23 protein-coding genes and 1 pseudogene are annotated in these 26,788 nt (G+C 72.4%); 9 read left to right on the top strand and 15 right to left on the bottom strand.

Annotation, left to right across the window (positions count from 1 at the left end; translation table 11 throughout):
• Position 1: 1 nt before the first annotated feature.
• On the top strand, positions 2–343 hold the full coding sequence (locus tag ACHMXE_RS41325) for a hypothetical protein (protein WP_203203864.1): 342 nt from the start codon (positions 2–4) through the stop codon (positions 341–343).
• Positions 344–418: 75 nt separating this feature from the next.
• On the opposite strand, the gene aqpZ is transcribed toward ACHMXE_RS41325, so the two are convergent.
• A complete protein-coding gene (gene aqpZ / locus ACHMXE_RS41320) occupies positions 419–1,159 on the bottom strand; it encodes an aquaporin Z (RefSeq protein ID WP_395349283.1) in 741 nt (246 codons plus the stop codon).
• A 183-nt stretch (positions 1,160–1,342) separates the two neighbouring features.
• Positions 1,343–2,350, bottom strand: coding sequence for an NAD(P)-dependent alcohol dehydrogenase (locus ACHMXE_RS41315; protein WP_209540553.1), 1,008 nt, complete (start codon positions 2,348–2,350; stop codon positions 1,343–1,345).
• Between the two features lie 98 nt (positions 2,351–2,448).
• Here ACHMXE_RS41315 and ACHMXE_RS41310 point away from each other — a divergent pair, with 98 nt between their 5' ends.
• Both ACHMXE_RS41310 and ACHMXE_RS41305 read left to right on the top strand, forming a co-directional pair.
• Positions 2,449–3,357 (top strand): LysR substrate-binding domain-containing protein, encoded by a 909-nt coding sequence (locus ACHMXE_RS41310; RefSeq protein WP_209540554.1) that lies wholly within the window; start codon positions 2,449–2,451, stop codon positions 3,355–3,357.
• A 62-nt stretch (positions 3,358–3,419) separates the two neighbouring features.
• Positions 3,420–4,460: an ABC transporter substrate-binding protein gene (locus ACHMXE_RS41305; RefSeq protein WP_203203868.1), complete on the top strand. Its 1,041-nt coding sequence runs from the start codon at positions 3,420–3,422 to the stop codon at positions 4,458–4,460.
• A 21-nt stretch (positions 4,461–4,481) separates the two neighbouring features.
• Here ACHMXE_RS41305 and ACHMXE_RS41300 read toward each other — a convergent pair whose 3' ends face one another.
• From ACHMXE_RS41300 to ACHMXE_RS41275, 6 genes are all read right to left on the bottom strand, one after another.
• Positions 4,482–5,123, bottom strand: a complete 642-nt coding sequence (locus ACHMXE_RS41300; protein WP_395349281.1) for a hypothetical protein — start codon at positions 5,121–5,123, stop codon at positions 4,482–4,484.
• Complete coding sequence (locus ACHMXE_RS41295) at positions 5,120–5,950, bottom strand: hypothetical protein (RefSeq protein ID WP_395349280.1); 831 nt, start codon at positions 5,948–5,950, stop codon at positions 5,120–5,122. Before ACHMXE_RS41295 ends, ACHMXE_RS41300 begins: the two co-directional genes overlap by 4 nt.
• The gene (locus ACHMXE_RS41290) at positions 5,947–6,429 is read right to left on the bottom strand and encodes a hypothetical protein (RefSeq protein ID WP_395349279.1); all 483 of its coding nucleotides are present in this window, start codon (positions 6,427–6,429) and stop codon (positions 5,947–5,949) included. Before ACHMXE_RS41290 ends, ACHMXE_RS41295 begins: the two co-directional genes overlap by 4 nt.
• Before the next feature lie 5 nt (positions 6,430–6,434).
• On the bottom strand, positions 6,435–7,058 hold the full coding sequence (locus tag ACHMXE_RS41285) for a hypothetical protein (RefSeq protein WP_395349278.1): 624 nt from the start codon (positions 7,056–7,058) through the stop codon (positions 6,435–6,437).
• The gene (locus ACHMXE_RS41280; RefSeq protein WP_395349277.1) at positions 7,058–7,672 is read right to left on the bottom strand and encodes a hypothetical protein; all 615 of its coding nucleotides are present in this window, start codon (positions 7,670–7,672) and stop codon (positions 7,058–7,060) included. Before ACHMXE_RS41280 ends, ACHMXE_RS41285 begins: the two co-directional genes overlap by 1 nt.
• Before the next feature lie 64 nt (positions 7,673–7,736).
• The gene (locus ACHMXE_RS41275) at positions 7,737–9,998 is read right to left on the bottom strand and encodes a hypothetical protein (protein WP_395349276.1); all 2,262 of its coding nucleotides are present in this window, start codon (positions 9,996–9,998) and stop codon (positions 7,737–7,739) included.
• 278 nt (positions 9,999–10,276) lie between these two features.
• Between ACHMXE_RS41275 and htpG the strand changes: the two genes are divergently transcribed.
• From htpG to ACHMXE_RS41255, 4 genes are all read left to right on the top strand, one after another.
• Positions 10,277–12,313, top strand: coding sequence for a molecular chaperone HtpG (gene htpG, locus ACHMXE_RS41270; protein WP_203203874.1), 2,037 nt, complete (start codon positions 10,277–10,279; stop codon positions 12,311–12,313).
• Complete coding sequence (locus tag ACHMXE_RS41265; protein ID WP_395349275.1) at positions 12,310–12,981, top strand: hypothetical protein; 672 nt, start codon at positions 12,310–12,312, stop codon at positions 12,979–12,981. The genes htpG and ACHMXE_RS41265 overlap by 4 nt, the downstream gene beginning before the upstream one ends.
• Before the next feature lie 8 nt (positions 12,982–12,989).
• A complete protein-coding gene (locus ACHMXE_RS41260; protein ID WP_395349274.1) occupies positions 12,990–14,033 on the top strand; it encodes a Bug family tripartite tricarboxylate transporter substrate binding protein in 1,044 nt (347 codons plus the stop codon).
• Between the two features lie 162 nt (positions 14,034–14,195).
• Positions 14,196–15,872, top strand: a complete 1,677-nt coding sequence (locus ACHMXE_RS41255; protein WP_395349273.1) for a hypothetical protein — start codon at positions 14,196–14,198, stop codon at positions 15,870–15,872.
• Here the strand turns inward: ACHMXE_RS41255 and ACHMXE_RS41250 are convergent.
• Genes ACHMXE_RS41250 through ACHMXE_RS41235 form a run of 4 tightly spaced genes read right to left on the bottom strand, consistent with a single transcriptional unit; the run spans position 15,848 to position 19,769 of the window.
• Positions 15,848–16,993 (bottom strand): hypothetical protein, encoded by a 1,146-nt coding sequence (locus ACHMXE_RS41250; protein WP_395349272.1) that lies wholly within the window; start codon positions 16,991–16,993, stop codon positions 15,848–15,850. The two genes, ACHMXE_RS41255 and ACHMXE_RS41250, sit on opposite strands and share 25 nt — an antisense overlap.
• Positions 16,994–16,997: 4 nt before the next feature.
• Entirely contained in the window at positions 16,998–17,756 is a 759-nt protein-coding gene (locus ACHMXE_RS41245; protein ID WP_395349270.1) for a hypothetical protein, read from the bottom strand.
• Positions 17,746–18,735, bottom strand: coding sequence for a hypothetical protein (locus ACHMXE_RS41240; protein WP_395349269.1), 990 nt, complete (start codon positions 18,733–18,735; stop codon positions 17,746–17,748). Before ACHMXE_RS41240 ends, ACHMXE_RS41245 begins: the two co-directional genes overlap by 11 nt.
• A gap of 11 nt (positions 18,736–18,746) precedes the next feature.
• Complete coding sequence (locus ACHMXE_RS41235; RefSeq protein WP_395349268.1) at positions 18,747–19,769, bottom strand: glycosyltransferase; 1,023 nt, start codon at positions 19,767–19,769, stop codon at positions 18,747–18,749.
• 114 nt (positions 19,770–19,883) lie between these two features.
• Here ACHMXE_RS41235 and ACHMXE_RS41230 point away from each other — a divergent pair, with 114 nt between their 5' ends.
• Complete coding sequence (locus tag ACHMXE_RS41230; RefSeq protein WP_395349267.1) at positions 19,884–21,221, top strand: UDP-glucose dehydrogenase family protein; 1,338 nt, start codon at positions 19,884–19,886, stop codon at positions 21,219–21,221.
• Here the strand turns inward: ACHMXE_RS41230 and ACHMXE_RS41225 are convergent.
• From ACHMXE_RS41225 to ACHMXE_RS41215, 3 genes and pseudogenes are all read right to left on the bottom strand, one after another.
• Positions 21,204–22,356 (bottom strand): annotated as a pseudogene (locus tag ACHMXE_RS41225) (CaiB/BaiF CoA transferase family protein). The gene ACHMXE_RS41230 and the pseudogene ACHMXE_RS41225 sit on opposite strands and share 18 nt — an antisense overlap.
• Before the next feature lie 607 nt (positions 22,357–22,963).
• Positions 22,964–23,950, bottom strand: a complete 987-nt coding sequence (locus tag ACHMXE_RS41220) for a tripartite tricarboxylate transporter substrate binding protein (RefSeq protein ID WP_093355257.1) — start codon at positions 23,948–23,950, stop codon at positions 22,964–22,966.
• Positions 23,951–24,000: 50 nt separating this feature from the next.
• Positions 24,001–25,680 carry an acyl-CoA dehydrogenase family protein gene (locus ACHMXE_RS41215; RefSeq protein WP_395349266.1) on the bottom strand — a complete coding sequence of 560 codons (1,680 nt, stop codon included), beginning with the start codon at positions 25,678–25,680 and terminating at the stop codon, positions 24,001–24,003.
• A 90-nt stretch (positions 25,681–25,770) separates the two neighbouring features.
• Here ACHMXE_RS41215 and ACHMXE_RS41210 point away from each other — a divergent pair, with 90 nt between their 5' ends.
• Positions 25,771–26,667, top strand: a complete 897-nt coding sequence (locus tag ACHMXE_RS41210) for a LysR substrate-binding domain-containing protein (protein WP_203203886.1) — start codon at positions 25,771–25,773, stop codon at positions 26,665–26,667.
• Positions 26,668–26,788: the final 121 nt, after the last annotated feature.

The following is a 26,788-nucleotide window of genomic DNA, read 5'->3' as shown; positions in this document are numbered from 1 at the left end:
CATGCGCACTTCTTTCAAGCTTCTCGCCGTCGCCTCCTTCGCCGCGTTCGCGGCGACGGGCGCCATCACCGCATCGGCCCAGGAAAAGATGGACGGTTCGGACTACCACCCGCTGCAGATGAACTCGCCCGCCAGCGCCGACATCCAGGCAGCGGCCATGGCTGCCGCGCGCCCGAGCGGCACCGAGTCCATCGGCCAGTCGACCAGCGCGCCCGCGATGAATTCGGTGACGCCGGTGTCGGACATCCAGGCCGGCGCCTACGCGGCCTCGCATCCGAGCGGCACCGAGTCGATCGGCCAGTCGACCTCGGCGCCGCTGGTGAAGTCGGCCACCGGCAGCTGAGCGACCCGCGCTTCGGCGCCATGAGAAAAGGGGAGGCAGCGATGCCTCCCCTTTTGTCGTATGCGCGCCGCGCGTTCAGTGCGTGCTGTCGCCGCTTCCGCTGCCGCCGTTGCCGCGCAGCCGCAGCCCGCGGTAGATCAGCGCGCCGATCAGGGCGCCCGCGATCGGCGCCAGCCAGAACAGCCACAGCTGCTCGATCGCATAGACCGGGCCGAACAGCGCCACGCCTGTGCTGCGCGCGGGGTTCACCGAGGTGTTGGTGACGGGGATCGAGATCAGGTGGATCAGCGTGAGGCACAGGCCGATGGTCAGGCCCGCGAAGTTCTGCGCCGCGCGGCGGCCGGTGGCGCCGAGGATCACGACCAGGAACACGGCCGTGAGCACCACCTCGATCAGCAGCGCCGACATCAGGTTGTAGCCGCCGGGCGAGTGCTCGCCGTAGCCGTTGGTGGCGAAGCCGCCGAGCTGCGCGCCGGCCTTGCCGGTGGCGATCAGGTAGAGCAGGCCGCCGGCGGCGATCGCGCCCAGCAGCTGCGCCACGATGTAGGCCGGGAGCTGCGCCGGGTGGAAGCGCCCGGCCGCGGCGAGGCCGATCGAGACCGCGGGGTTGAAGTGCCCGCCCGAGATCGGGCCGAGCGCGTAGGCGCCGGTCAGCACCGTGAGGCCGAAGGCCAGCGCGACGCCCGCGAAGCCGATGCCCAGTTCCGGAAAGCCCGCCGCGAGCACCGCGCTGCCGCAGCCGCCGAAGGTGAGCCAGAAGGTGCCGATGAATTCGGCGGTCCATTTCTGCGGTGCACTGAAGTCCCTGCGTTCCATGTTCGATTTCCTCTCTTTTGATGTTCTGGATGCCAACGAAAACGCCGGGGAGACCCGGCGCGCGCGGATTCTGAAACGGGAAAGGAAGAGGAAGGCTTCGGATGCCCGCACCGGATCGGGCAAGGCGGGCAACTGTTCACGAAAACGCCGCGGTTTTCCGCGCGGCGCCAGGGCCGCGCGGCTTCAGGGCGTCACGACGATCTTGCCGAAGGCGCCGCGCGCGAGGTGGTCGAGCGCCCGCGGCAGCGCGTCGAAGCCGTAGCTGGCGGCGATCGCGGGGCGCAGGCCGTTGGCGTCGACGGCGCGCACGAGGTCCTCGAGCGCGCGCCGGTGGCCCACGCCGATGCCCTGCACCGTCACGCGGCCGAGCACCAGGCCGTAGAACGAGGCGTCGAGCGTCGTGCCTTCGAGCATGCCGATGACCGACACCCGCGCGCCTTGGGCGCAGGCCTGCAGCGAGCGGTCGAGGTTGGGCCCGCTCGCGAGCTCGAGCACGTGCTCGGCGCCGCGCCCGCCGGTCAGGCGCCGCACCTCGGCGGGCCAGTCGCTGTCGCGCGCCAGCACGTGGCTGGCGCCGAGGGCGCGCGCGGCCTCGTGCTTGTCGGCGCTGCCCGACACCACGATGGCCCGCGCCCCATGCAGCCGCGCGATCTGCAGCCCGAACAGCGCCACGCCACCGGTGCCGTGGATCAGCACCGTCTGGCCCGCGCGCAGCGCGCCGAGCTCGGCCAGCGCGAACCAGGCCGTGAGCCCGGCGCAGGGCAGGGTGCTGGCCTCGGCCAGCGAGAGCGACGCGGGCGCGGCCACGGCCGCCTCGGCGTCGATGAGCACGTGCGAGGCCAGCATGCCCGGCCCGGGGCCGCCCGCGGGCACGGCATGGGCGGGCCAGTGGTGGTCGATCCAGCCGTTCCAGAAGGTGTTGATCACGCGTTCGCCGGGCACGAAGCGGCGCACGCCGTCGCCGACCGCCTCGACCGTGCCCGCCATGTCCGAGCCCGGCGTGAACGGCAGCGCGAGCGGCATGCCCATGCCGTCCTCGGTCATCAGCAGGTCGCGGTAGTTGAGCGCGACCGCGCCGACGCGCACCAGGATCTGGCCGGGGCCGGGCGCGGGCAAGGGCGCCCGGACCTGTTCGAGATGGGCGCGGCCGTAGGCGGGAAGTTGCCAGCGGCGCAGGGTGGTTTCGGGCATGAAGGGCCTCCGCGAAAAGAAGAAGGCCTGATGCTATTGACGCTCTTCAGGCGTCGGTGGTGGATAATTTTCCGAGATTTGTTGCCTGAAATTCGCCAATGAGCCAGCGCCTGCAAGGCATCGAGGAATTCGTCGCCGCCGTCGAGGCCGGCAGCTTCGCGCTCGCCGCGCAGCGCCTGCACGTCACGCGCTCGGCGGTCGCCAAGAGCATCGCGCGGCTCGAGGCGCGGCTGCACACGCGGCTGTTCCTGCGCACCACGCGCAGCCAGAGCCTCACCCAGGAGGGCCATGGCTACTACGAGCGCTGCCGCAATGCGCTGGCCGAGCTCGAGGCCGCCGAGGCCCTGGCCGATGCGGCGCGCAGCACGGCCTCGGGCGTGGTGCGGGTCAGCATGCCGGCCATGCTCGGGCGGCTCAAGATCGGGCCGCTGCTGCTGGCGCTGGCGCGCCGGCATCCGCAGCTCTCGCTCGAACTGGGCTTCAGCGACCGCCTCGTCGACCTCGCGGAGGAGGGGCTCGATCTCGCGATCCGCAGCGGCGATCTCGGCGACAGCACGGCGCTGGTCGCGCGCCTCGTGGGCATGCAGTGGATGGTGCTGTGCGCCGCGCCGTCCTACCTGGCCGAGCGCGGCCGTCCGCAAGGCATCGAGGACCTGAAGCCGCCGCACGAAGCGGTGCTCTACGCGCGCGACGGCGCGGCCTCGGCCTGGCGCTTCCATGCCGGCGATCGCGTCGCCGAGGTGCTGCTGCCGGCGCGGCTGCGCTGCGACAGCGCCGAGGTGCTGCTCGAGGCCGCCATCGGCGGCATGGGGCTCGCGCGGCTGCCGGCCTGGCTCGCGGCCGAGGCGCTGGCGGCGGGCACGCTGGTGCGGGTGTTCGACGAGCCGCGGCCCTTCGGCTTCGCGCTGCACGTGATCCGCGCGCGCAGCCGCTACCTGCCGCTGAAGACGCGCGTGGTGATCGACTGGCTGGCCGAGCATCTTCCGCCGCTGCTGGCAACCGACTGAACCCTGTCGGCGCCCGCGCGCGCCGGCGCTATCCTGGGCGCCAGCCCCCGAGGAGATCCCCCATGCGCCCCTTCGCCCTCACCCGCACCTTCGCCGCGCTCGGCGCGGCCGCCGCCCTGCTGGCCTTCGCGTCGCATGCGGGAGCGCAGGGCACGGTCAACGCGCTGTGCAGCACCGACGCCGGCTGGTGCGAGGCCGCGGCCGCCGCGTTCACGCGCGAGACCGGCATCAAGGTGCTGCAGGCCCACAAGGGCACGGGCGAGATCGGCGCCCAGCTGCGCGCCGAGGCCGCCAATCCCAAGACCGACATCTGGTGGGGCGGCACCGGCGATCCCTTCCTGCAGGCGGCCGAGCAGGGCCTGCTCGAGCCCTACCGCCCGGCCTACATCAACGACCTGCACGACTGGGCCGTGCGCCAGTACGCGCTGTCGCAGAACATGGTCGGCGGCTTCTACACGAGTGCGATGGGCTTCGGCTTCAACACCGAGCTGCTGAAGAAAAAGAAGCTGCCCGAGCCGCGTTGCTGGGCCGACCTCGTGAAGCCCGGCTACAAGGGCGAGATCGAGATCTCGCACCCCGCCACCAGCGGCACGGCCTACACCATCATCGCGGGCCTGGTGCAGCAGATGGGCGAGGACGCGGCCTTCGACTACCTCAAGCAGCTGCACCGCAACGTCACCAGCTACACGCGCAGCGGCCAGGCCCAGGCGCCCAACGTCGCCAAGGGGGAAGTGGCGGTCGGCGTGAGCTTCATCTTCGGCTTCGAGCGCTGGCGCCACGACGGCTTTCCGGTCAAGACCGCCGCGCCCTGCGAGGGCACGGGCTACGAGATCGGCGGCATCGCGCTGGTGAAGGGCGCGCGCAACAAAGAGAACGCGAAGCGCTACTACGACTGGCTCATGAGCCCCGCGGGCCAGTCCATCGGCGCCAAGGCCGGCAGCCTGCAGTCGCCGGCCAACAAGACCTTCAAGCCCGATCCGCGCATTCCCTCGATGGACGGCGTGAAGCTCATCAAGTACGACTTCCAGAAGTACGGCCAGGCGGCCGAGCGCAAGCGGCTGATCGACCGCTGGACGCGCGAAGTCGAAGCGCTGCCGCGCTGAGGCCCGCGTTCAGGCCCGCGTTCAGGGCGTGCTGGCCGTGAACCGCAGCACGCCGCTGTAGCTGCCCGCGCTGCGGCTCGCGCTGTTGGCATAGCCGAAGGTCCAGCTGGCCTTCTGCAGCGTCACGAGATTCGAGAAGCCCGTGCCCGCGACGATCGCGGCGCCGCCGATGCCGCTGGCGGGCACCGGCGGCGCGGGCAGGCCGGGGTTGCTCGAGGCGATGGTGATCTCCGACATCGGGATGGTGTGGCTGCCGTTGGACAGCGGCGTGCTCGCCTCGGCGCGGATGGCGATGGGACCGGCATTGCTGCGCACCTCGACGGGCAGCACGTGGTCCGAGGCCGTGACCGCGAAGACCGGCGCGCCGCCGGGCCAGTCCACGGCCCTGCGGCTGCCGGCCACGGGCGCGACGCCGGCCGGCGGGATCGACGGCGCGAGCACGAAGCGCACGGTGCCCACGGCATTGCTCTGCGCCGGCCAGGGACTGGCGCCGACGCCGAAGAACAGGAACTTCTGGATCGAGAGGCTGAAGTCCAGCCTGGCCGTCGCGCTGCGCGGCACGTCGAAGCCGGATGCCGAGGTGGCCGTCTCGGCCCGCGCGGAAGCGACGAGCGCGAGGCACGCCGCCGCCATCGTGCCGCGCAGGGCCATGTGCGACGTCATTCGAGCGTCGCCTCCAGCTTGAAGCTGCCGCCCTCCCAGTCCAGCGTGCCGCCGGCCTTCACCGGGTAGGCGGGCTGCGGCGCGGCGCGGCCGTCTTCGCCCTGGGGCAGCAGCGCCAGCGTGCGGGTCTGGCCGGGCAGGATCGGCGTGCCCTCGGGCACCAGCGCGAAGGCGTGGCCCCGACTGTCGACGGCCTCGAGGCTGCCTTCGAGGCGACCGTGCGCGTCGCCGCTGTTGGCCACGGTGACGGCGATGCGGCGCTGGCCGCCGCTGTCGCCGCTGGCGATCCGTTGCAGGTCGAGCCGCGGCTCGGCGCCGTCGAGCGCGAGGTACACGGCCACCGCGATGCGCCCCGTCACCGGCAGGCTCAGGCTGGCGCCGCCGCCCTGGATCAGCGCCTGCTGCGCGGGCTCGCTGCCTTCGATCGCGATCATGAAGCGGCATTCGCCGCGCGGCGAACCCGCGGGCGGCTCGATCTGGAAGCGATAGGCCCGGCTGCCGCGCGCGGGCAGCCGCACGCTGCGCCGCTCGAGCGCCACCCAGGGCCGGCAGCTGCCGGGCTGCAGGTCGTCGTGGTAGCTGATCCGGCCCTCGGCCGAGTAGTGCCAGTCGATGGTGCGCACCGTCACCTCGGTCGCGACCGGCGCGAGGTTGTGGATCTCCAGCGACTGGCCCAGGCGCGTGCCGCCGCGGCCCGACAGCTCGAAGCGCGAGGGCGAGACCGCGATCTCGAACGGCGCGGCCGCCGCGCCGCCGATGCAAGCCAGCAGCAGGGCGAAGGTGGCGGCGCGCCGCCGCAGCGCGTGCGTGGGGCAAGGCTGGGTCATGGCAGGGTCTCGATTTCGAAGATCGATTCGAAGCGCAGCGCAGCCCCCGGCGGCAGCCGCAGTTCGCGCGGATCGAGGCGCAGCGTGAGCTCGAAGCTCTCGTTCATCCAGGCGGTGGCGACGGTGCCGCTCCAGACCGGCACGCGGTCGCCCGGCCGGCCGCTGGCGCTCGCGAAGGCGCCGTGGCTGCGCCATTGCAGCTGCATGCCCGCGGGCGAGCGCAGGCCGGGGATGGCGGCGGGGATCACGTAGAAGATGCGCGCGCGCCGGCCGACGTAGGGCGCGGTCGCGAGCCGGTACTCGATGCGTCCGAACGGCAGGTCGAAGCGGATGCCGTCGACCGGTTGCGCGCGGCGGAAGTCGGTGTCGACCCGCGCGCGCGGCGAGGCCGAGTCGTCCAGCCGAGCGACGCCCGCGCCGGCCGGCGGCGTCAGCGCCAGCAGCAGCAGCGCGGCGCATGGGACGATCGATGCCCGCATGCGCTTCACTCCATCGACGCCGTGAAGCGCACGGTGCCGCGGTAGTTGCCCGCGGGATAGAGGACGTCGTTGTCGTAGCTGAACTGCATTCGCGTCGCGCTGATCGCGTTCGAGCGGTAGGTGTAGCCCAGGCACAGCAGCAGCACCGGCGCCGAGCAGAAGGTCGCGTTGGCGTTGAAGCTCGCGATCTGCTGGTTGGCGCCGCCGTCGAAGCGGCCGCTCTGGATGTCGCCCGTGGCGGCGGCGCCGTTGTTGCTGGCGGTCCAGGCGATCTGGCTGAACGGGATGAGGGTGGCGCCGCAGCCGCCCGACTGGCAGGCCAGGCCGGGCGTCGAGTCGACGCGCAGCGTCACCGGCCGCGCCGTGGACGACGAATTCGCGGGCCGGAACGGCGTGACCGACACCTCGATGACCGGCGAGCCCGCCACCGGCGCCGGCGCCAGGCCGACGTTGTTGCCGGCGACGTGGAAGGCCACCGTGTCGACGCCGCTGACCGCGCCCACGCGCACCGAGATCGCATAGACCAGGCCGACGTCGGTCACCGTCGTGACGACGGCCTCCGCGGGCGCGGCGAGGCCCGCGGCCAGCAGCGCGGCGGCGAGTAGGGCCTGGGCCGGGCGGGGGCGCATCAGATGCCTTGCGCGGTGTAGGTGATGGTGTTGGTGTACGTGTTGGCGCGCCAGCCGGCCGGCGCGCCGCCGAGCGAGTAGGTCCAGGTGCCCGTGGCCACCATGTTGGACGGGAACGCGGTCGAGGCGCAGGCGCCCAGGTTCGCGCCCGGGTGCGGCAGCGTGCCCTCGGCGGTGACCGTGAAGTTGGCGTCGGCCGGGCCGCCCGTGGTGTTCCAGGCGCCGAGCGCGCAATGGATGGTGCCGGTGCCGGCATTGGTCCAGGCGTAGACGGTGAGCGTGTCGGCGCCGGCCGCGGTGGCGACGCTCGCGGCCGGTGCCGCGCCGTTCCAGTCCACGCCGGTGTTGGTGGTGTCGGCCAGGGCCGGCGTGGGAACGGCGGGGATCTCCAGCGCCGAGCTCCAGCGCAGCGTGTCGACGGCGGTGTTGGCCGCGCCCACGCGCAGCAGGATGAGCTTGGGCACCGTCACGCTGAGGTTGACCTTGGCCTGGGCCGTGATGGTGCCGGTGCCCGCGCCGTACTGGCTTTCGGCGCGGGCCGCGTCGCCGGCGGCCAGGCAGAGGGCCGCCACGCAGAGGGCGAGCAGGCGATGGGAAGGGGCGCTGGGTTTCATGAGGGGCCTCGATGGATGAAGAAGAGCAGCGGTGGGCGGGAAAGGACCGGGTGGGGCGCGCTGCTCATTCGCCCACCCGGGTCACGGGAATCTCGGCACCGACCCGGCCGCGCAGCGGAACGCTGACGTCCACGCCGCCGTCGCCGGCCGCGCCCCAGGGCAGCGGCACGCTGTCGAGCGCCAGGCTCAGCCGGTGGCGGCCGGTCGTCACGAGCGGAAATTCGAAGCGGCCGTCGCGGTCGGTGGTGGCGCGGTAGCGGCCGTCGAGCAGGACCTCCACCTGGGCGGCGGCGCCTTCGTCGGGCTGTCGCGCGCCGTCGCGGTTGGCGTCGAAGAACACGTGCCCGGCCACGCTGCCGACACCGGCGCCCGCGTCGGCGTCGCGCACGCCGGCGGTCTGGAAGGCCGTGCCCGCGCTGCCGTCCCAGCGCAGGTAGACGTAGGCGCTGCGGTCGTTGCTGCGGTACAGCCGAGGGCCGAGGCTCGCGGTGGGCGCCACGGCGGCGCGCGCCTGGTTGAACGAGGCCGCGAAGCCGAGGCGCCAGCCGCGGGCGAGCGCCTTCTCGGCCGTGAGCGAGCCCGACAGTCCGCGGCTGGTGTGCAGGCCGCCGCTTTGCGAGGTGTAGCGCAGGTTGCCGCCGACGTGGAAGCCGCTGTCGATCCAGCACAGGAACTGCACGCCGGCCGTGGGGTAGTTGCGCGGCACGCCGCCGCTGCGGTCGCGCGCGTAGCCGAGCGTGGTGGTGAGTTCGGGGCGCAGCGTCTCGCGGCCCGCGCCGATCCAGTCCTGCTCCCACTGCCATTCGTGGCCGGTGGCGGCCTGGTCGCCGAGCACGATGAGTTCGTTGCGCCGCACGGTCAGGCTGAAGCGGCTGCGCAGGCCGTCGAGGATGCGCCGCTGGTGGAAGACGCTGGCGTGGAGGCTGCGCGAGTCGCTGCCGGCGATGGCGTCCGCGCTTCCGTCGTAGCGCGTGCGCTGCAGGCCCAGGCTGCCGCCGACCGAGGCATGGCGGTCGAACTGGTAGAGGAAGTTGCCGTTCGCGCCACCGCGGCTGGAGCCCGCGAGCCCGAAGGCGGCGTCGGCCCGCGTGCGTTCGTGCTCGAGTCCGGCGCCCCAGTGCACGCGGCTGCCGCCGCGGTCCACGCGCCAGTAGGCGCCGCGCGTGCCGTCGGCCACGAGCTGGTCGCCGAAGAAGAGGTTCGGCCCGGCCGCGTGCGCGCCGAACTCGTGGCGGTAGGCCCCCAGGCGCGCGCCGGCCTCGACGAACAGGCCGCGCGAATCGCCGATGGCGACGCCCGGCGTCGGCGAGCGCGTGCGGCTGCCGACCAGCGTGGCGCGGACCCGGAAGTCGCCATCGCGCTCCACCTCGCCGCCCCAGCCCAGCGCGCCGGCCCCGCTCTCGACATGCCGCGATCCAACGCCCTGGCCGGTGAACGGGTCGAGGGTCCAGGCCGGGAGGTCGCGCGCCCGGTTCAGTTGCGCGGCGACGAAGCCGCTCCCGCCCACGCGCTGCGTCAGGCCGAGCCAGCCGAGCGTGCCCTGGCTGCGCTCGAAGCCCGGATAGGGACCGCCCCGGAGGTCGCCGCGCGCGCCGAAGCCCGCGCGCCAGTCGCTGTCGGCGTCGTACACGCGCAGCGCGGCGCCGCGCACCGTGCTGCTGCCGAGCGAGAGCCGGTAGTGGCGCGCCAGGCCCGCGGTGAGCTCGCTGTGGAGGTCGCCCAGCGCGCTGTCGGCGAAGGTCCTGGGCGTCAGCGGAAACGCGAGGTTGCGCAGCGTGAGGCGGCCGCTGCCCGCATCCTGCGCGTAGCCCAGCATGCCGATGCCGCCGCCCAGGGCCTCGCTGTCGCCGGTCCAGCGGCGGCCGTCGGCCTGCAGCAGCCACTCGCCGTGGTTGAGCGTCTCGCGGCGGTAGTCGATGCGCTGGCCGAACTCCAGCGCGCGCCGGCGTCCGGCGCCGGAACTGCTCGCCTCGCCGAAGCCGACGCGGCTTTCGATCGACCAGGCGCGAAAACCCTGGGGCTGCGCGGAGGTCGCTTCGCTCTCGTCCGCGAGCGCGGCGCCGGCTTCGTCGGCGCTCATGAACCGGTCCTGGTAGGCCTGCGGCGCCGCCTCGACGAGGGCCCTCAGCCGCGCCTGCTGCGCCTGCGCCCGGTCCATCGGCTCGATGCGGGCCTCGGCGGCCGCAGCGGGTGGCGCGGTCTGCGCCTCCGCCGCGAGGCAGGCCAGCGCCGCCAGGCAGCCGACGCCCGGGCGGCCCCGCGGTGCCACGGCATTCCGGCCCAGCCAGCGGCAGGCCACGGCAACTCCCTGGTCATCCAACAACATCGCCGTCCCTTTGGGCCCCGAGGGCCCCGGTTGAGTTGAATCACTGCATGCGCAGCGGAGGCGATGATTGTGGTTTTTGGTAACTTTTGCTGACCAAAAACGAGGGCTTCCGGGGTGTTGCCGAATTTTTCGTAGTAAACCGTGATGGAGTGCTTGAAATCTCGGTTGTGAGCGTTGATTTTTAAAACCGTTTGCCCCAGGTAGAAAAGCTGTGTCCGGGCCGAGCCCGGACCGCCGCGCCGACATAGAATTTTTTCGATCCGACCTTTCTTTTTTCCATGGCTGATTCCTCCAACACCAAACTCCCGTTCCAGGCCGAAGTCGCGCAACTGCTGCACCTCGTCACGCATGCGCTGTACTCGAACAAGGAAATCTTCCTGCGCGAGCTGATCTCGAACGCATCGGACGCCTGCGACAAGCTGCGCTTCGAGGCCATCGACCATCCCGAGCTCTACGAAGGCCAGTCCGAACTCGACGTGCGCATCAGCTTCGACAAGGCCGCGCGCACCATCACCATCGCCGACAAGGGCATCGGCCTGTCGCGCCAGGAGGCGATCGACAACCTCGGCACCATCGCCAAGAGCGGCACCAAGGACTTCGTGAGCAAGCTCAGCGGCGACCAGAAGGCCGACGCGCAGCTCATCGGCCAGTTCGGCGTGGGCTTCTATTCGGGCTTCATCGTGGCCGACCGCATCACCGTCGAGTCGCGCCGCGCGGGCCTGCCCGCCGAGCAGGGCGTGCGCTGGGCCAGCGGCGGCGCCGGCGACTTCGAGGTGGCCGACATCACGCGTGCCGAGCGCGGCACCAGCATCACGCTGCACCTGCGCGAGGATGCCGACGAATACCTCAACGCCTGGAAGATCAAGCAGATCGTCGGCAAGTACTCCGACCACATCTCGCTGCCGATCCTCATGGAGAAGGAGGAGTGGAAGGAAGGCGAGAACGACCAGCCCGGCGACATGGTGAAGACCGGCGAATGGGAAACGGTCAACAAGGCCAACGCGCTGTGGAGCCGTCCCAAGAAGGACGTCACGACCGAGCAGTACGAGGAGTTCTACAAGAGCATCAGCCACGACTTCGAGGCGCCGCTGGCCTGGAGCCACAACCGCGTCGAGGGCAGCACCGAGTACACGCAACTGCTCTACATCCCCGCCAAGGCGCCGTTCGACCTCTGGAACCGCGAGAAGAGCGCGGGCGTCAAGCTCTACGTGAAGCGCGTCTTCATCATGGACGACGCCGAGGCGCTGATGCCCAGCTACCTGCGCTTCGTCAAGGGCGTGATCGACTCGGCCGACCTGCCGCTCAACGTGAGCCGCGAGCTGCTGCAGGAAAGCCGCGACGTGAAGGCGATCCGCGAAGGCAGCACCAAGCGCGTGCTCGGCATGCTCGAGGACCTGGCGAAGAAGCAGAAGACCGGCCCCGAGAGCGGCGAGGGCCGCATCGACGTGGGCTCGGGCGAATCGGTGCCCACGCCCGAGCCGACCGAGGCCGTGACCGATGTGGTCGACAAGAACGCGCCCACCGCGGCCGAGACCGCCGCCGCGGCGGCCGACGACGCGGGCAAGTACGCCAAGTTCTACGCCGAGTTCGGCGCCGTGCTCAAGGAAGGCCTCGGCGAGGACTTCGGCAACCGCGAGCGCATCGCCAAGCTGCTGCGCTACGCCTCGACCACCACCGATGCCGTGAGCGTGAGCTTCGCCGACTACAAGGCGCGCATGAAGGACGGCCAGGACGCGATCTACTACATCACGGCCGACACGCTGGCCGCCGCCAAGAACAGCCCGCAGCTCGAGGTCTTCAAGAAGAAGGGCATCGAGGTGCTGCTGATGACCGACCGCGTCGACGAGTGGGCGCTCAACTACCTCAACGAGTTTGACGGCACGCCGCTGCAGAGCGTGGCCAAGGGCGCGGTCGACCTCGGCAAGCTGCAGGACGAGGACGAGAAGAAGGCCGCCGAGGAGGCCGCCGAATCGTTCAAGCCGCTGCTCGAGAAGCTCAAGGAAGCGCTCAAGGACAAGGCCGAGGACGTGCGCGTCACCACGCGCCTGGTCGACTCGCCGGCCTGCCTCGTGGTGCAGGACGGCGGCATGAGCACGCAGCTCGCGCGCATGCTCAAGCAGGCCGGCCAGCCCGCGCCCGAGCTCAAGCCGGTGCTCGAGGTCAATGCCGAGCACGCGCTGGTCAAGAAGCTCGAGGGCTCGGCCCACTTCGACGACCTCGCGAACATCCTGTTCGACCAGGCGCTGCTCGCCGAAGGCGGCCTGCCGGCCGATCCCGCGGCCTACGTGCGGCGCGTGAACGCGCTCCTGGTGTGAACACGCGGCCGCGCACCCGCCTCGCGGCCGCCGGCCTTCCGGCCGGCGTGCTGCTCGCGCTGCTGGTGAGCGGCTGCTCCCACTACCAGATCGGCATCCCGATCGTGCCGGGCCTCTCGCTGGGGCTCGGCGCCACCAGAGACGGCAACTTCTCGGTCGGCCTCAACACCGGCTTCGGCCCGCTCGGCGCGGGCGTCGCGGTCAGCAACAGCGGCGCGGTCGCGGGTTCGGTCGGCATGGGCCTGGGCGTCGGCCCGGTCGGTGCCGGCGTGGGCCAGACCGTGGTGCTGCACGATCCCAACGCGGGCAAGCCCAATGCGGTGCAGCCAGGTCCGGTGACCAGCGTCGGCGCCGGTGTCGGCGGCAGCGCGGGGGGCTTCGGCGTCGCGGCCGAGCTGCCGCCCACGGGCGGTGCGCAAGCCGCGCAACCCGCGCCGGCCCCGGCGCCCGCCGCCGCGCCGGTGTCGACCGCACCGCGCGTCAACAAGGCCCGCGCGCCGGGCGTGCTGGTGCGCAGGAACGATCCCGCGCGCCAGGCGGCGTCCGTCCCGCCGGCACCACCCGCCGCCGCCCCCGTGCAGGTCACCTACCGCGCCCCCGAGGCCGCGGCGCCCGCGCGGGTCGGCACCAACGCGCTCGGTTCGCCGGGCAATCCGATTGCGCCCTGAGACGACCGATGGCGACGGCACGCGTGGCAACGGTGGCATCGGCGCAGGCAGATCCATCGGCCGCCTCGCCTGATCGCCGCGCCTGGCTCGCGGGCGCCGCCGGCCTGGCCGGTGCGCTGCTGCTCGGTGCCCCTGCCGCGCGGGCCCAGCGCGAATTCCCCAACCGGCCGATCCGCTGGATCGTGCCCTACCCCGCGGGCGGCGGCTCCGACTTCCTCACGCGCATCGTCGGCAACCAGCTCGCGATCGACACCGGCCAGCCGGTGGTGGTCGAGAACCGCACCGGCGGCAACACCTCGCTCGGTGCCGCCGAGGTGCTGCGCGCGCCGGCCGACGGCTACAGCGTGCTGTCGGCCGACAACGGCACGCTGGTGTTCAACCCCGTGCTCTACCGCAACCTCGGCTACAAACCGCAGCGCGACTTCGCGCCGGTCACGCTGATGGGCCGCTTCCCGCTGGTGCTGCTGGTCGGACCGGCCAGCGGCGTGCGCGACGCGCGCGCCTTCCTCGAGGACGCGCGCGCCTATCCCGGCAAGATCAGCTATGCCTCGGCCGGCACCGGCAGCCCGCACCACCTCGCGATGGAACTGCTGCAGCGCCAGGCCCGGCTGCGCATGCTGCACGTGCCCTACCGCGGCGCCGCCAACGCGGTGGCCGACGTGGCCGGCGGCCAGCTGCAGGCCATGATGTGCGACCTCGCCGCGTGCCTGGGCTTCATCCGCAGCGGCCGCGTGCGCGCGCTCGCGATCGCCGACCGCGTGCGCCTGCCGCAGCTGCCCGATGTGCCGACCTTCGCCGAGCTCGGCATCGACGGCGTCGAGGCGGCCGCGCTGGTGGGCGTGGTGGCGCCGGCGCGCACGCCGCCCGAGATCGTGGCGCGGCTGCAGCAGGCGATCGCGAGCGCGATCCACAACCCCGCGGTGCACCGCAAGCTCGCGGCCTATGGCGTCGAAACGGTGGGCGGCACGCCCGCGCAATTCGCCACCCTGTTGCATCAGGAGTCCGAGCGCTGGGACGGCCTGATCCGCGGGCTCAACCTGACGCTGGACTGAGCGCCGCCTTCCGGCGCCGCAACTTTGCCTGCCGTTCACACGCGGCAGGCGCTTCGCCTCCTGCTTTGCACGAACTTTGCGCGCGCCTGGCGCGGGACTCACCGGCCGCTAAGAGTGCGCTTCTAGATTGGCGGCTCCCTCAGCCAACGACCGTCCACCGCCATGCCCGCACGCCGGTTCCACCAGGTCCTCTTCGTCGACGACTTCTTCCGTTCGCCCGACAACGGGCTGCACTACTTCCCCGCCAACCGGCGCTTCCTGCAGGGCTTCTTCGGCTCGGCGCTCGGTCGGCTCGGCCTGCCGATGCGCGAGATCGCGCCGCGCTCGCATGGCGGCACGATCGACGTGGCGCGCGCGATGGCGCTGCTGGGCCTGCCGGCCACGCCGGCCGGCTGGGCTCGCGCCTCGGTCGCCGACCTCGCGCCGCTGCGCGGGCTCGAGGGCCTGCCGGCCTTCGGCCCGGGCTGCCTGGTGATCGGCTGGGGCCTGACGCCGGCGCTGCAGCACTGCATCGACCGCAGCGGCGCGAGCTACCTCGACATCGAGATCGATCCGCGCCGCTTCACCGAGCACCTGCACTTCTGCGCGCGCACCAACGACGCGCGCATCCGCGCCGCGCTGGAGGCGCGCGCCATCGACGAGGAGCTGTTCTGGAACCACGCGGCCGCGATCCGCGGCCGTTTCGCGCGCCGCGGCGCGGGCGCGCTGTTCGATCCGCGGCTGCGCGTGGGCCTGTTCTTCGGCCAGAGCCTGGTCGACCTCTCGCTGGTGAGCGGCGGGCGCAGCCAGCATCCGTCGGCCGTGATCGGCGCGCTGCGCACGCTGGCCCAGGAGGTCGACCTGCTGGTCGTGAAGCCGCACCCCTACGAGCCCGCGCTGCACGACCTCGCGCCGATCGCGCGCGCCATTCCCAACGTCGCCTGGACGCGAGAGAACACCTATGCGTTGCTGTCGGCCGGGAACCTGCGCTTCGTCGCGGGGCTGTCCTCGAGCGTGCTGACCGAGGCGCGCTACTTCCTGCAGCCCGTGCGCGCGCTGATCCGCGCCGACCGCAATGCGCCCGAGTGCCTGCCCGCGGCCTGCTCGCCATGGCTGCCGGTGGGGCCCGAGCTCGGCGCGCTCGACTTCATGCTCGATGCCTGCCGCGCGCCCGGCGAGGAGGCCGCGGCCCCGCCGGCCGGCGCCGGCGCATGGCCCGCCGACGCGATCGAGCGCGCCTTCTCCACGCGCTGGGGCCTCGACGACCGTGACCCGGGCCTGCAATCGTTGCCCGAACTCGTGCTCGGCCGCGACTACGCCTTTCGCACCGGCAATCCGGCCACGGCCTGGCTGGCCCATGGCTGGTCGGCGCCCGACGACGTCGACACCTGGAGCGAGGGCTCGCTGGCCTGCCTGGTGATCCCGCTGCCGCCCGCGGCCGTGTTCGCGCATCCGCTGCAGGCGCCGGCGCAGCGGCTGCGCGTGCGCATCGACTACCGCTGCGAGGCCCAGAGCACGCGCGTGGTCGCGCTGCTCGACGGCGCCATGCTGCCGGGCCAGCGCACCTCGGGCGCGTGGCGGCGCAGCCTGGTGTTCGAGCTCGTGCCCTCGCCGCAGCGCAAGTGCCTGGTGCTGCAGTTCTTCGTGGGCGAGGCGGCCGATGCGGAAGTGGCCGAGGGCGCGGACGAGCCGGTCGTGCGCTCGGGCTTCACCTTGCGCAGGCTGCGCGTGTCGATGAGCCCGGCGGGCACGGGCGATGCCGCGGCGCTGCCGCAGCCCGACACCACGGCGGCAGCGCCCGAGCGCGCGCTCGACCGGATGCTGCGCGTGGTGCTTCAGTCCAGGCGCGCGGCCGGATAGGCCGCGTCGGCACCGGCCGCGGCCGGTCGCGTCGCGAGGCGCAGCAGCAGCTGGCTCCAGGGCTGCAGCCGTTCGAGCGCCGCCTCGCGGCCCTGCGCGGCCGTGGCCTCGGTGCTCGCGCCGAGTTCGCGCGCCGCGGCCGCCACGTCGCTTGCGAACGCGGCCGCGTCACCGCGCCATACCACCACGCGATGGTGCAGCCCGAGCTGCGCGGCGCGCTCGGCATTGCTCGCCTGCTCGGGCTGGTCGGTCAGCAGCAGCAGGATAGGCTTGCGGTAGACCTGGGCCACCGACAGCGCCGCCATGCCGGGGGCCGAGACGATGAAGGCGCTGCGAGCCGCGGTGTCGATCCAGTGGGCGTCCTGCGGCTGCCAGCCGGCGCGCCCGGCATAGCCTTCGCCCACGCAATGCGCGTACAGGCCCGCGGCGGCCAGGCCGCGCTCGAGGCCGTCGGCCAGCGCCTCGTCCTTGAAGTGCGGGTTGAGGTAGACCGCGGCCCGCGAAGCAACGGCCGCAACGTCGTCGTTCGAGGCCACCGCCACCGGCGTCGCGAGCCGGTGCGTGCCGCGGCCATCGTGCGCCGGTGCCTCCTGCGCGAAATCGTGCGCGATGCGCGCGCGGCTGCGCCCGATCTGCCAGGCCACGATGCGGCCGAAGGCGCGCGCCGTCCAGCCCGGCAGTCGGCCGCTGAAATTGCCTTCGAGCGCGCGCCGCAGGCTCGCGCCGTACACGTGCACCACCTTGTGCCGCCACGGCGGCAGCGCGCCCATGAACAGCAGCGCGGGATGGAAGGAGTCGTTGACCACCAGGTCGGCCTCGCGCAGCAGGCCGTTCAGCCGCACGATGTCGCGCAGCATGCGCCCGGGCCGGAACACGTAGTGCGCCACGTTGCGGTCGGTCTCGCGGCGCAGCATGTTCTGCCGCGCGTCGAACTGCACCGCGTAGTGGCGCGAGAGCACGGGCGCGTCGATGCCGAAGCCCGCGAGGAAGCGCGCGCCCTCGTCGGAGGTGGTCAGCACCTGCACCTGCGCGCCGGCCGCGCGCAGCGCGTGCGCGAGCAGCTGCGAGCGCATCAGGTGGCCGCGCGCGTCCGCGGTCGCGAGGTAGAGGATGCGCGGCATGGCCTCAGCCTGCACGCGGCAACAGCCGCAGCGCCGCGCCCGCGCACCACATGCCGAGCGCGCCTGTGATGCCGAAGCCGCGCTCGATGGCGCGCACCTCGTCCATCAGTTGCGCGAGCCGCGCGCGCTCGTGCGGCGCCACGCAGCGCTGCAGCGTGTGGCTGCACAGCCGCACGTGGCGCTGCTCGTCGGCCCACACGCGCGCGAGCAGCGGATGCAACGCATGCGCGGGCCCGATCAGCGCGCAGTGGCGCTCGAGGATGCGCGAGGCCATCTGCTCGGCCGCGAGGCCGATCGCATAGGCCGGCACCAGGCCGCCGTGCGCGAAGTGCGGCGCGTGGCGGCGGATCAGCGCCTGCCAGCGCGCGAGCTTGCGTCGGCTGAACCAGTCGGGGCGCGGCTGCTCGCCATCGACGGCGCCGGCCCGTGCGCGCCCGCCGCGTTCGGCGATGGCCTCGGCGAACAGCCGCGCATGCAGCTGCTCGTCGGCCAGGTGCTGGTCGAGCTGGCGCTCGAGCCAGTCGGGCGCGGCGGCGCGCAGTTCGCGCTGCAGCGCCTGTTCCGACGATTCCTCGCCCACGAGGTAGAGGCGCAGCAGCAATGCCTCGCCCGCGCGGCTGGCATGCAGCTGGCGCAGCGCCGCGCGCTTCACGCGGTGCACCAGCGCGGCCTGCAGCGCGGGCCAGCCGTGCAGCCGCGGCGGCGCGAGGCTCTCGAAGCCCGGCGCATCTGGCGCGGCCTGCGCGTACAGCTCAGCGGCCATTCGAGCCGGCCTTCGCATCGAGCGCCACGGGCTGCAGCTGCTGTTGCTGCCAGCCGAGCACCAGCCCGAGGAAGCTGCCCTGCAGGAAGCCGCGCGCCGTGGCGTCGGCGCCCGCGAACTCGCGCTGCTGCCCGTCGTAGCGCACGAAGCCCTTGCCGCCGGCGGCGCCGATCGTGAGCTTCTCGTTCTTGCGGAAGCCGCGCTGCAGCAGCGGTTGCAGCAGCGACTGCGATTCGAGCCCATAGAGGAACAGGTCGCGCTGCACCACCTGGCGCGGGATCCGGCCGCTGAGCGCCTGCAACTCGAGCGACCAGTTGCCCTCGCGCATCGCCTCGGCCAGCGGCCGGTTGCGCGTCGTGGCGAAGCGCGTGCGCGCCACCCACTTGACGGCCTTCGACACGCCGAGCCCGACCGTGATGTCGGCGTCGCGCGCGGCGCTCTCGCGGTTGTCGCGCACCTGCACCAGTTCGTCGGCCAGGCGCGCCGTCAGCGAGGGCTTGGCGAGCGCCTCCACGACCTGCGCGCTGCTGAACAGCACGCGCTCGTTGCCGGCCTCGCCGACCACGAGCTGCCAGGGATCGATGCGGATCTCGGAGAACTCGCCGCGCACCGGCGCATGCGCGTGGCTGCTGAACGACCAGTCGCTGCCCGAGCGGCTCAGCAGCGCATGGAAGCTCAGCGGCACGCGCTGGCCATCGGCCGTGCGGCCCGAGCCCTGCAGCACCACGTCGCCCACGATGCGCTTGCCGTCGTAGCCGCGGTCATTGGCGAAGCGCAGCGTGTGCGTGGCCTCGTCGAGCGTGGCGCGGGTGTGCTCGTCGTCGAGCGCGAGCCGGTTGCAGTTGTCGCCGCTGCCGGCGGCGATGGGGCAGCCGCTGCCCGAGCGGAAGGCGAAGACGCCGCGGCCCGAGAACTCGGCCGAGGCCGCGAGTCCGGGGGCGAGCAGCGCGAGGGCGGCGAGAGAAAGAAGGCGTGCCATGGTCGCGGGCCTCAGGGACGGTGGTACGAGAGCGCCTGCGCATCCGCGTGCGCGCGGCCCGTGGTGTGCAGGCCGATGCCGCGCGCGAAGGCGCCGAGCATGTCGACGGCCGAGAAGCCCAGGATCAGCAGCACGCCGAGCGCCCAGCGCGCGCCGCGCAGCGGCGGCAGGTCCTGCCGGTTGAGCGCGCGCAGGCTGAAGCCCAGCCGCGTGACGAGCACGCACAGCGGGCCGATCGGGCCGCTCTTCGCGAGCCAGTGCCAGCGCGGCGACACGTAGCTGCGCAGCAGGTGCGGCGTGAGCGAATACGTGTCCTGCCCGCGCATCCAGCGCAGCTTGAGCGCCTCGCGCCGCGTGTCGGGCAGGCGGTGCTCGGTGTGGGCGCGTGCCGCGTAGTGCAGCGCAATGCCGGCCGCGCGCAGCCGCATGCCGAGCACCTGGCAGTGGGCGCGGTACACGCCGTCGAGCGCCTGGTAACTGTGGGTGTCGAAGACCTCGCGCCGGAACGCCACGTTGTTCGCGTAGAAGTTGCTCGTCGCGCCCGCGTGCTCGTTCGGGAAGTACATGAAGTCGATGGTGGTGAGCGCGGTGCCCACCACGTTGGCCGCGTAACTGGTGCGGCCCGCCACCACGGCCGGCGCGTCGGCGCGCGCGAAGGGCGCGAGCAGCTCGCGCAGCCAGTCCTCGCCGGGCAGGCAGTCGGCATCGGCGAACACCACCCAGTCGCAGCGCGCCGCGTCGGTGGCCGCGAAGCCGGTGTTCTTGGCGTCGTAGTAGCCGGTGCTGGCGTCGATGCGCACGAAGTCGACGGGCCGACCGGCCAGGCGCTGCACTTCCTCGCAGGTGGCGGCGTCGAGGCCGTCGTGCGTGATGACCACCTGGGCCAGCGTGGACAGCGGCTGCTTCTGGCGCGCGAGCAGCGCGATCAGCCGCTGCAAGCTGGCGGCGGTCCTGGCCTGCGCATCGGCGCCGCCGCGCAGGTTGTTGGTCTCGAGGACCAGCGCGGTGCGCGCCGCCACTTGATCGGGCATCATCGATTTTTCCTGTCCGGACGTCGTTGGGAAGGCATGCATGCCGCTTTTATCGCACAACCCTCGCGGTTGCCAGTGCCATCGCTCATGGGCGCGGCCCGCCGCGGGGACGCCGTCTTGAGGCTCTCGGTCTTCGGCGCGGGCTATGTGGGCCTGAGCTTCGCGGCCTGCATGGCCGAGGCCGGGCACGCGGTGCTGTGCGCCGACACCGACGCGCCGCGCATCGCGGGCCTGCGCGCGGGCCGCATGCCGCTGCACGAACCGGGGCTCGGCGCGCTGGTGGCGCAGGAGGCGGCGGCCGGCCGGTTGCGCTTCACCGACGATGCCGGCGAGGCCGCGCGGCATGGCGACATCCTCTTCATCGTGGTCAATGCCCCGGCCGATGCCGAAGGCGCGGTCGACTTCGCGGCGGTGTTCGAGGTGGCGCGCGCCGTGGGGCGCCACCGCGGCCGCGACGGCCTGCTGGTCTGCAAGTCGACCTTGCCGGCGGGCACGGCTGACCGGGTCGAGGCGGTGGTGCGGGACGCGCTGGCGCGGCGCGGTGCGACGCACCGGATCGCGGTGGCGGTCAACCCCGAGTTCCTGCGCGAAGGCTCGGCGGTGCACGACAGCCGCGCGCCCGACCGCATCGTGGTCGGGTCCTCCGATGCCGAGGCGATTGCGCTGCTGGCCCAGCTCTATCGGCCGTTCCTGCGCGACCCCGCGCGCCAGTGGCTGGTGATGGACCGCCGCTCGGCCGAGCTGGCGAAGTACGCCGCCAACGCGATGCTTGCCACCCGCATCAGCTTCATGAACGAGATGGCGCGCGTGGCCGAGCAGGCGGGCGCCGACATCGAGAGCGTGCGCCGCGCGATCGGCGCCGATGCGCGCATCGGTCCGGCCTTCCTGCAGGCCGGCGCGGGCTATGGCGGCTCCTGCCTCGCGAAGGACCTGCGCGCGCTGCAGCAGGAGGGCGAGGGCGCCGCGCTGCGGCTGCTGCCCGCGGTGGCGGCGGTGAACGAGGCGCAGAAGTCGCGGCTCTTCGAACTCGTCGCCGGCCATTTCGGCGCCACGCTCGCGGGGCGCACGCTGGCCGTGTGGGGCCTGGCCTTCAAGCCCGACACCGACGACATGCGCGATGCGCCGAGCCTGGTGCTGATCGAGCGGCTGCTGGCCGCCGGCGCGCGGCTGCGGCTGCACGATCCGGCCGCGATGCCGAATGCGCGCGCGCTGCTCGGCGAGCGCGAAGGCATCGCCTGGTGCGATGCGCCCGAGGCCGCGCTCGATGGGGCCGATGCGCTCGTGCTCGTCACCGAATGGGCGGCCTATCGTCGGCCCGACTTCACGCGCATGGCCGTGCTGCTGTCGGCGCGCGCCGTGTTCGACGGCCGCAATCTCTACGACCCGGCCGAGGTCGAGGCGGCCAGTATCGCCTGCTACGGCATCGGCCGCGGGCGTTCAGTGCGCCGCGTTTGACGCAGCCTCTTCGTCCGCGCGAGGCAGGAACGCATCGCCCGGCGTCAGCGGCGCATGCCGGTAGCTCGCGGGCGTGCGTCCCAGCTTCACGGGCGCGCCGATGCCGCGGTAGCCCTCCATCTCGACCACCATGCCGCGGTGCGCCGTGTGCGGATGCTCGAGCGCTGCCGCCACGGGCAGCACGGGCGCGGCCGGCACGCCCGCGGCCATGAGCTGTTCGACCAGCACGCGGCCATCGAAGGCGGCCATGGCGGCCTCGAGCCGTTGCTTGAGCGCGTCGCGGTTCACCGAGCGCGCGCCCGCGGTGGCGAAGCGCGGATCGGTGGCGAGCGCGGGCAGGTCGATGCAGCCGCACAGGCTCGCGAACTGGCGGTCGTTGCCGACGGCGACGAACACGGGGTCGGTGCCGGTGGCGAGGGCGTCGTAGGGATAGATGTTGGGATGGGCGTTGCCGGTGCGGCGCGGGGCGCTGCCGTCCATGAACCAGTTGGCGGCGTGCGGATGCAAGAGCGAGATGCCGCTGTCGTAGAGCGCGGCCTCGACGAACTGGCCGCGTCCGCTGCGCTGGCGTTCCTGCAGCGCGAGCAGCACGCCGATGACGGCATTGAGGCCGGTCACCATGTCGACCACGGGCAGGCCCACGCGCAGCGGCCCGCCCTCGGCCTCGCCGTTGACGCTCATGATGCCGGTCATGGCCTGCACGGCGGCGTCGTAGCCGGGCAGTGCACCAAGGGGCCCGTCGGCGCCGAAGCCCGAGACGCGGCACCAGACCAGACGCGGAAAGCGCTGCGACAGGGTCTGGTAGCCGATCCCCCCAGCGCTCCATGGTCCCGGTCTTGAAGTTCTCGATCAGCACGTCGGCCTCGGCCACCAGCGCGAGCAGGGCGGCGCGGCCTTCCTCGGTCGAGAAGTCGAGGTGCTGCACGCGCTTGTTGCGGTTGAGGCCGTGGTAGTAGGAAGCGACGCCATCCTTGAACGGCGGGCCCCAGGTGCGGGTGTCGTCGCCTTGCGGCGGCTCGACCTTGAGCACGTCGGCGCCATGGTCGCCGAGGATCTGACCGCAGTAGGGGCCGCCGAGGATGCGGGAGATGTCGAGGACGCGGATGCCCGCGAGTGCGCCTGGAGTGGATGTCATTTGCGTGCCTTCATGCTTTGGGTTGATTTGTCCGGGGGAAGGTCCGGGGCGCGTGCGGAGGACATCGGGTACTCCCCTCCGCGAATGTCCCCCGGCCTTCGGCCTCCTCCTTGATTTCGCTGCGGGGAGTACCCGATGCCCTCCGCACGAGAGGCGCTCTGGTCGTGCCGGCGGCTCGAGCGCGGCGCTCATCGATCACGACGATGGGGTGCCTTGCGCAGCGAAATAAAGGAGGAGGCCGAAGGCCGGGGGACATTCGCGGAGCAAGGTACCCCGTCGGCGTGATCGCGCCCCGGATGCCCGCGAGTGCGCCTTGTGTCATTTCTTGTTCCCTTTTGTCTCGTCGTCCGGGGCGCGTGCGAAGGACACCGGGTACTCCCCTCCGCGAATGTCCCCCGGCCTTCGGCCTCCTCCTTGATTTCGCTGCGGGGAGTACCCGATGCCCTCCGCACGAGAGGCGCTCTGGCCGTGCCGGAAGTTCAGGCGCGGCGCTCATCGATCACGACGATGGGGTGCCTTGCGCAGCGAAATAAAGGAGGAGGCCGAAGGCCGGGGGACATTCGCGGAGCAAGGTACCCCGTCGGCGTGATCGCGCCCCGGAACAGCATCAATCGAGCTGCGCCCCCGACTTCTTGACCACGTCTTTCCACTTCGCCGACTCGCTCGCGATGAACTGGCCGAGCTTCGGCGGCGAGGTGTCGGCGCTGGCCTCGAGGCCCTGGGCCGCGAACATCTGCTTGACCTTGGGCGAGTTCAGCACCTCGGCGAAGGCATGGTTGAGCTTCGCCACGCGCTCGGCGGGCGTGCCGGCGGGCGCGACGATGCCGAAGAACACGCTCACGTCGTAGCCCTTGTAGCCCTGCTCCGAGATCGTGGGCACCTCGGGCAGCGCCTGCGAGCGCGCGAGGGTGGCCACGCCCAGCGCGCGCAGCTTGCCGGCCTTGACGTAGGGCAGCGCGGTGAGGATGTCGGTGAAGGTCATGCTGACCTGGCCGCCCAGCAGGTCGTTGAGCGCGGGGCCGGTGCCCTTGTAGGGGATGTGCTGGAAGTCGGTGCCGGCGATCGAGTTGAACAGCACGCCCGCCAGGTGCGAGGAGGCGCCGTTGCCCGAGGAGGCATAGCTGAGCTTGCCGGGGTTGGCCTTGGCATAGGCGACGAGCTCGGGCACCGTCTTCACCGGCAGCGCGGGATTCACCACCAGGATGTTCGGCAGGTAGCCGACCTGGATCACGGGCGCGAAGCTCTTCACCGGGTCGTAGTTGATCTTGCGGTAGAGGCTGGCGTTGATCGCGAGCGGGCCCGAGGTGCCGAACAGCAGCACGTGGCCGTCGGCCTCGGCGCGCGCCACGTACTCGGCGCCGATGTTGCCGCCCGCGCCCGCGCGGTTCTCCACGATCATCGGCTGGCCCATGCGGTCCTTCATCTCGGCCGCGAGCGTGCGCGCCATCGCGTCGGTGGGACCGCCGGGCGGGAAGGGCACGACCAGCGTCATTGGCTTGGAAGGGAAGGCGGTGTCGGCCTGCGCGGCAGGGGCCGCGGCCAGCAGGCCGGCGCAGGCGGTGGCCAGCGCGAGGAGGGAAGCGAGGTGTTTCAAGAGGAGGTCTCCGTTCTTTGTTCGAGTGTTCGAGTGTTCGGGGGCAGGGCTCAGGCCGCGGTCCAGTCCGCGGGCAGCGCATCGGGCGCGAGCGGATCGCGCGGCAGCACGCGGTGCAGCAGCGCGAGCTGCGACCAGCGCAGCCGCGCGGCCGAGCCGGTGCGCGTGGCCTCCCACGCCATCGCGCTCGCGCTGGTGCAGTGGTAGAGCGCCGAGGCGGCCTGGCGCGCGAGCACGTCGCCGCCCTCGCGCGCGGCCGTCTCGGCCAGCGCGGCGGCGCGCGCCAGCGCATCGCGCAACGCCTGGGCGAAGGCCGGGGCCAGGTCGGCTTCGGCGATCAGCCGTTCGCAATGGGCGCGCAGCACCGGCAGCGAGCCCTCGCGCTTGACGGCGCGGATCACGTCGAGCGCGACGATGTTGCTGGTGCCCTCCCAGATCGAGCCCAGGTGGGCATCGCGCACCAGCCGCGGATCGCTCCATTCCTCGATGTAGCCGCAGCCGCCGCGCACCTCCATCGCATCGCCCGTGACCTTGCGCGCATCGCGGCAGGCGCGGAACTTGATGAGCGGCGTGAGGATGCGCAGCAGCGCGTAGGCATCGGCTTCGCCGGCGTCGGAACGCGCCAGCGCCAGCGCGGTCTGGCAGACCATGGTGCGCGCCTGCTCGGCGGGCACGCGCAGCTTGTCGAGCTGGCGCTGCATCAGCGGCATCCGGTCGAGCGTGCGGCCGAAGGCCTGGCGCTCGGCGGCGATGTACTCGGCTTCGGCCACCGCGCGGCGCATCAGGCCGGCGGCGCGCACGCCGTTCGACAGCCGCGAGTTGTTGACCATGTCGGCCATCTGCACGAAGCCGCGGCCTTCCTCGCCGACCAGGAAGGCGTGCGCGCCCTCGAGCCGGATCTCGCCGCTGGCCATCGAGCGCGTGCCGAGCTTGTCCTTGAGCCGGATGATCCGGTAGCGGTTGAGGCTGCCGTCGTCGAGCCGGCGCGGCAGCAGGAACAGCGACACGCCCTTCATGCCGGCCACGCCGTCCTCGGCGCGCGCGAGCACCATCGCGAAGTCGGCGTCGGGGTTCGAGCAGAACCACTTGTCGCCGCTGAGGCGCCAGCTGCCGTCGGCCTCGCGCCGCGCCAGCGTGGCGGTGGCGGCGATGTCGGAGCCCGCGGCCTGCTCGGTCATGAACATCGCGCCCTGCGCGAGTTCGTCGAAGTCGAGCGAGGTCAGGCGCGGCAGGTACTTCTGCACCAGCGCGGGCGCGCCGAACTTCTTGAGCGTGCGCGTGAGCGAATCGGTCATCGAGACCGGGCAGCACAGGCCGAACTCGGCCTGCACGAACAGGTAGGTCAGTGCGTATTTCACGAGCGGCGGCATGCGGCCCTTCCAGCCCAGCGTCTCGTCGCGGTGCGAGATCGCGGCCAGGCCGAATTCGCTGAGCGCGAGGCGCTCCATCTCGACGTAGGCCGGATGCTTGATCACCTGCTGCTCGTCGAGCCCGGTGCGCGTGCGCTGCTTCAAGGTGGGCGGGTTGCGGTCGGCGGTGCCGGCCAGCTCGTCGAGCGTGCCGCCCGCGAGGCCGCCGAGGCGCTCGAGCTGCGGCCGCAGGTGGCGCAGCAGGTCCTCGGGCAGGTAGAGCGCGAGCAGCGACTGCAGCTCGGTGTCGACGCTGTAGAGGTTCTGGCCGTGGCGGTCGGGAATGGGGTGAACGGCGGGCGCGGCAGGCGTCTCTGGCATGGCTTGTCTCCTGGATTCGCGCCATTGTTCAAGCCGTGACGATCCGTGTCTAATATCGTTTGGGTCTTGCTCGATTCGATTTGCCTATTCATGGAACTGCGTCACCTGCGCTATTTCTCCGTGCTCGCCGAAGAGCTGCACTTCGGGCGCGCGGCGCGCCGGCTCTCGATCTCGCAGCCGCCGCTGTCGGTGGCGATCCGCCAGCTCGAGGACACGGTGGGCGCACGCCTGTTCGAGCGCAACAGCAAGGAGGTGCGGCTCACGCCCGCGGGCGACGCGCTGCGCGTGTCGGCGCGCCGGCTGCTGCAGCAGGCCGACGAGGCCGCGCTCGAGGCGCGCGACATCGCGCAGGGCTCGGCCGGCCGGCTGCGCATCGGCTTCGTCGGCGCGATGCTCTACCGCGGCCTGCCGCAGGCGCTGCGCGCGTTCCAGGCCAAGCATCCGGCGGTGCGCATCACGCTGGCCGAGCTCAACTCGGGCGTGCAGATCGCCGAGCTGATGCACGACCGGCTCGACCTCGGCTTCGTCCACACCGCGCGCATGCCGCCCGAGCTGCAGCACCGGCTGCTGCTGACCGAGCCCTTCGTCTGCTGCCTGCCCGCGGGCCATGCGCTGGCGCGGCGGCGCGCGCTCGCGCCGGCCGAGCTGCGCGGCGAGCCCTTCGTGCTGTTCTCGCGCGAGGCCTCGCCCGACTACCACGAGCGCATCCTCTCGATCTGCGCCGACGCGGGCTTCCATCCCGAGGTGCGGCACGAGGTGCGGCACTGGCTCGCGGTGGTCTCGCTGGTGTCGCAGGGCATGGGCGTGGCGCTGGTGCCGCAGGCGATGCGGCACTCGGCGCTCAGCGGCGCGGTGTTCCGCCCGCTCGACCGCGAGGTCACGCCCTCGGAGGCCTATGGCGTGTGGCGCGCGGGGCCGCCGAACATGCTGGTGCAGCGGCTGCTCGACGGGCTCGCGAAGAGCCTGCGCGAGAGCGCGAAGCGCTGAACGCTGAACGAGAAACGCGCCTGCACCGTCTTCATGGCACGGCCATGACCATGCGTTGCATCGACCCCGCACCGCGCCGGGCTACCGATACCGGTGATGCCCAAGGCCTTGCGAAGGCTTT

This window comes from Variovorax sp. UC122_21 (assembly GCF_044056785.1).
GTDB lineage: Bacteria > Pseudomonadota > Gammaproteobacteria > Burkholderiales > Burkholderiaceae_C > Variovorax.
The sequence above is the reverse complement of the archived record's forward strand: the minus strand, read 5'-3'. Positions and strand labels throughout refer to the sequence as shown.

Bases quoted from the DNA above. Each gene is read 5' to 3' on its own strand.
- ACHMXE_RS41250 (WP_395349272.1), bottom strand. From the start codon at position 16,993: ATGCCGCGCATCCTCTACCTCGCGACCGCGGACGCGCGCGGCCACCTG.
- ACHMXE_RS41260 (WP_395349274.1), top strand. From the start codon at position 12,990: ATGGCGACGGCACGCGTGGCAACGGTGGCATCGGCGCAGGCAGATCCA.
- ACHMXE_RS41280 (WP_395349277.1), bottom strand. From the start codon at position 7,672: ATGAAACCCAGCGCCCCTTCCCATCGCCTGCTCGCCCTCTGCGTGGCG.
- ACHMXE_RS41275 (WP_395349276.1), bottom strand. From the start codon at position 9,998: ATGTTGTTGGATGACCAGGGAGTTGCCGTGGCCTGCCGCTGGCTGGGC.
- ACHMXE_RS41310 (WP_209540554.1), top strand. From the start codon at position 2,449: ATGAGCCAGCGCCTGCAAGGCATCGAGGAATTCGTCGCCGCCGTCGAG.
- ACHMXE_RS41315 (WP_209540553.1), bottom strand. From the start codon at position 2,350: ATGCCCGAAACCACCCTGCGCCGCTGGCAACTTCCCGCCTACGGCCGC.
- ACHMXE_RS41255 (WP_395349273.1), top strand. From the start codon at position 14,196: ATGCCCGCACGCCGGTTCCACCAGGTCCTCTTCGTCGACGACTTCTTC.
- ACHMXE_RS41300 (WP_395349281.1), bottom strand. From the start codon at position 5,123: ATGACGTCGCACATGGCCCTGCGCGGCACGATGGCGGCGGCGTGCCTC.
- ACHMXE_RS41210 (WP_203203886.1), top strand. From the start codon at position 25,771: ATGGAACTGCGTCACCTGCGCTATTTCTCCGTGCTCGCCGAAGAGCTG.
- ACHMXE_RS41245 (WP_395349270.1), bottom strand. From the start codon at position 17,756: ATGGCCGCTGAGCTGTACGCGCAGGCCGCGCCAGATGCGCCGGGCTTC.
- ACHMXE_RS41295 (WP_395349280.1), bottom strand. From the start codon at position 5,950: ATGACCCAGCCTTGCCCCACGCACGCGCTGCGGCGGCGCGCCGCCACC.
- aqpZ (WP_395349283.1), bottom strand. From the start codon at position 1,159: ATGGAACGCAGGGACTTCAGTGCACCGCAGAAATGGACCGCCGAATTC.
- ACHMXE_RS41235 (WP_395349268.1), bottom strand. From the start codon at position 19,769: ATGATGCCCGATCAAGTGGCGGCGCGCACCGCGCTGGTCCTCGAGACC.
- htpG (WP_203203874.1), top strand. From the start codon at position 10,277: ATGGCTGATTCCTCCAACACCAAACTCCCGTTCCAGGCCGAAGTCGCG.
- ACHMXE_RS41305 (WP_203203868.1), top strand. From the start codon at position 3,420: ATGCGCCCCTTCGCCCTCACCCGCACCTTCGCCGCGCTCGGCGCGGCC.
- ACHMXE_RS41240 (WP_395349269.1), bottom strand. From the start codon at position 18,735: ATGGCACGCCTTCTTTCTCTCGCCGCCCTCGCGCTGCTCGCCCCCGGA.
- ACHMXE_RS41285 (WP_395349278.1), bottom strand. From the start codon at position 7,058: ATGCGCCCCCGCCCGGCCCAGGCCCTACTCGCCGCCGCGCTGCTGGCC.
- ACHMXE_RS41325 (WP_203203864.1), top strand. From the start codon at position 2: ATGCGCACTTCTTTCAAGCTTCTCGCCGTCGCCTCCTTCGCCGCGTTC.
- ACHMXE_RS41215 (WP_395349266.1), bottom strand. From the start codon at position 25,680: ATGCCAGAGACGCCTGCCGCGCCCGCCGTTCACCCCATTCCCGACCGC.
- ACHMXE_RS41290 (WP_395349279.1), bottom strand. From the start codon at position 6,429: ATGCGGGCATCGATCGTCCCATGCGCCGCGCTGCTGCTGCTGGCGCTG.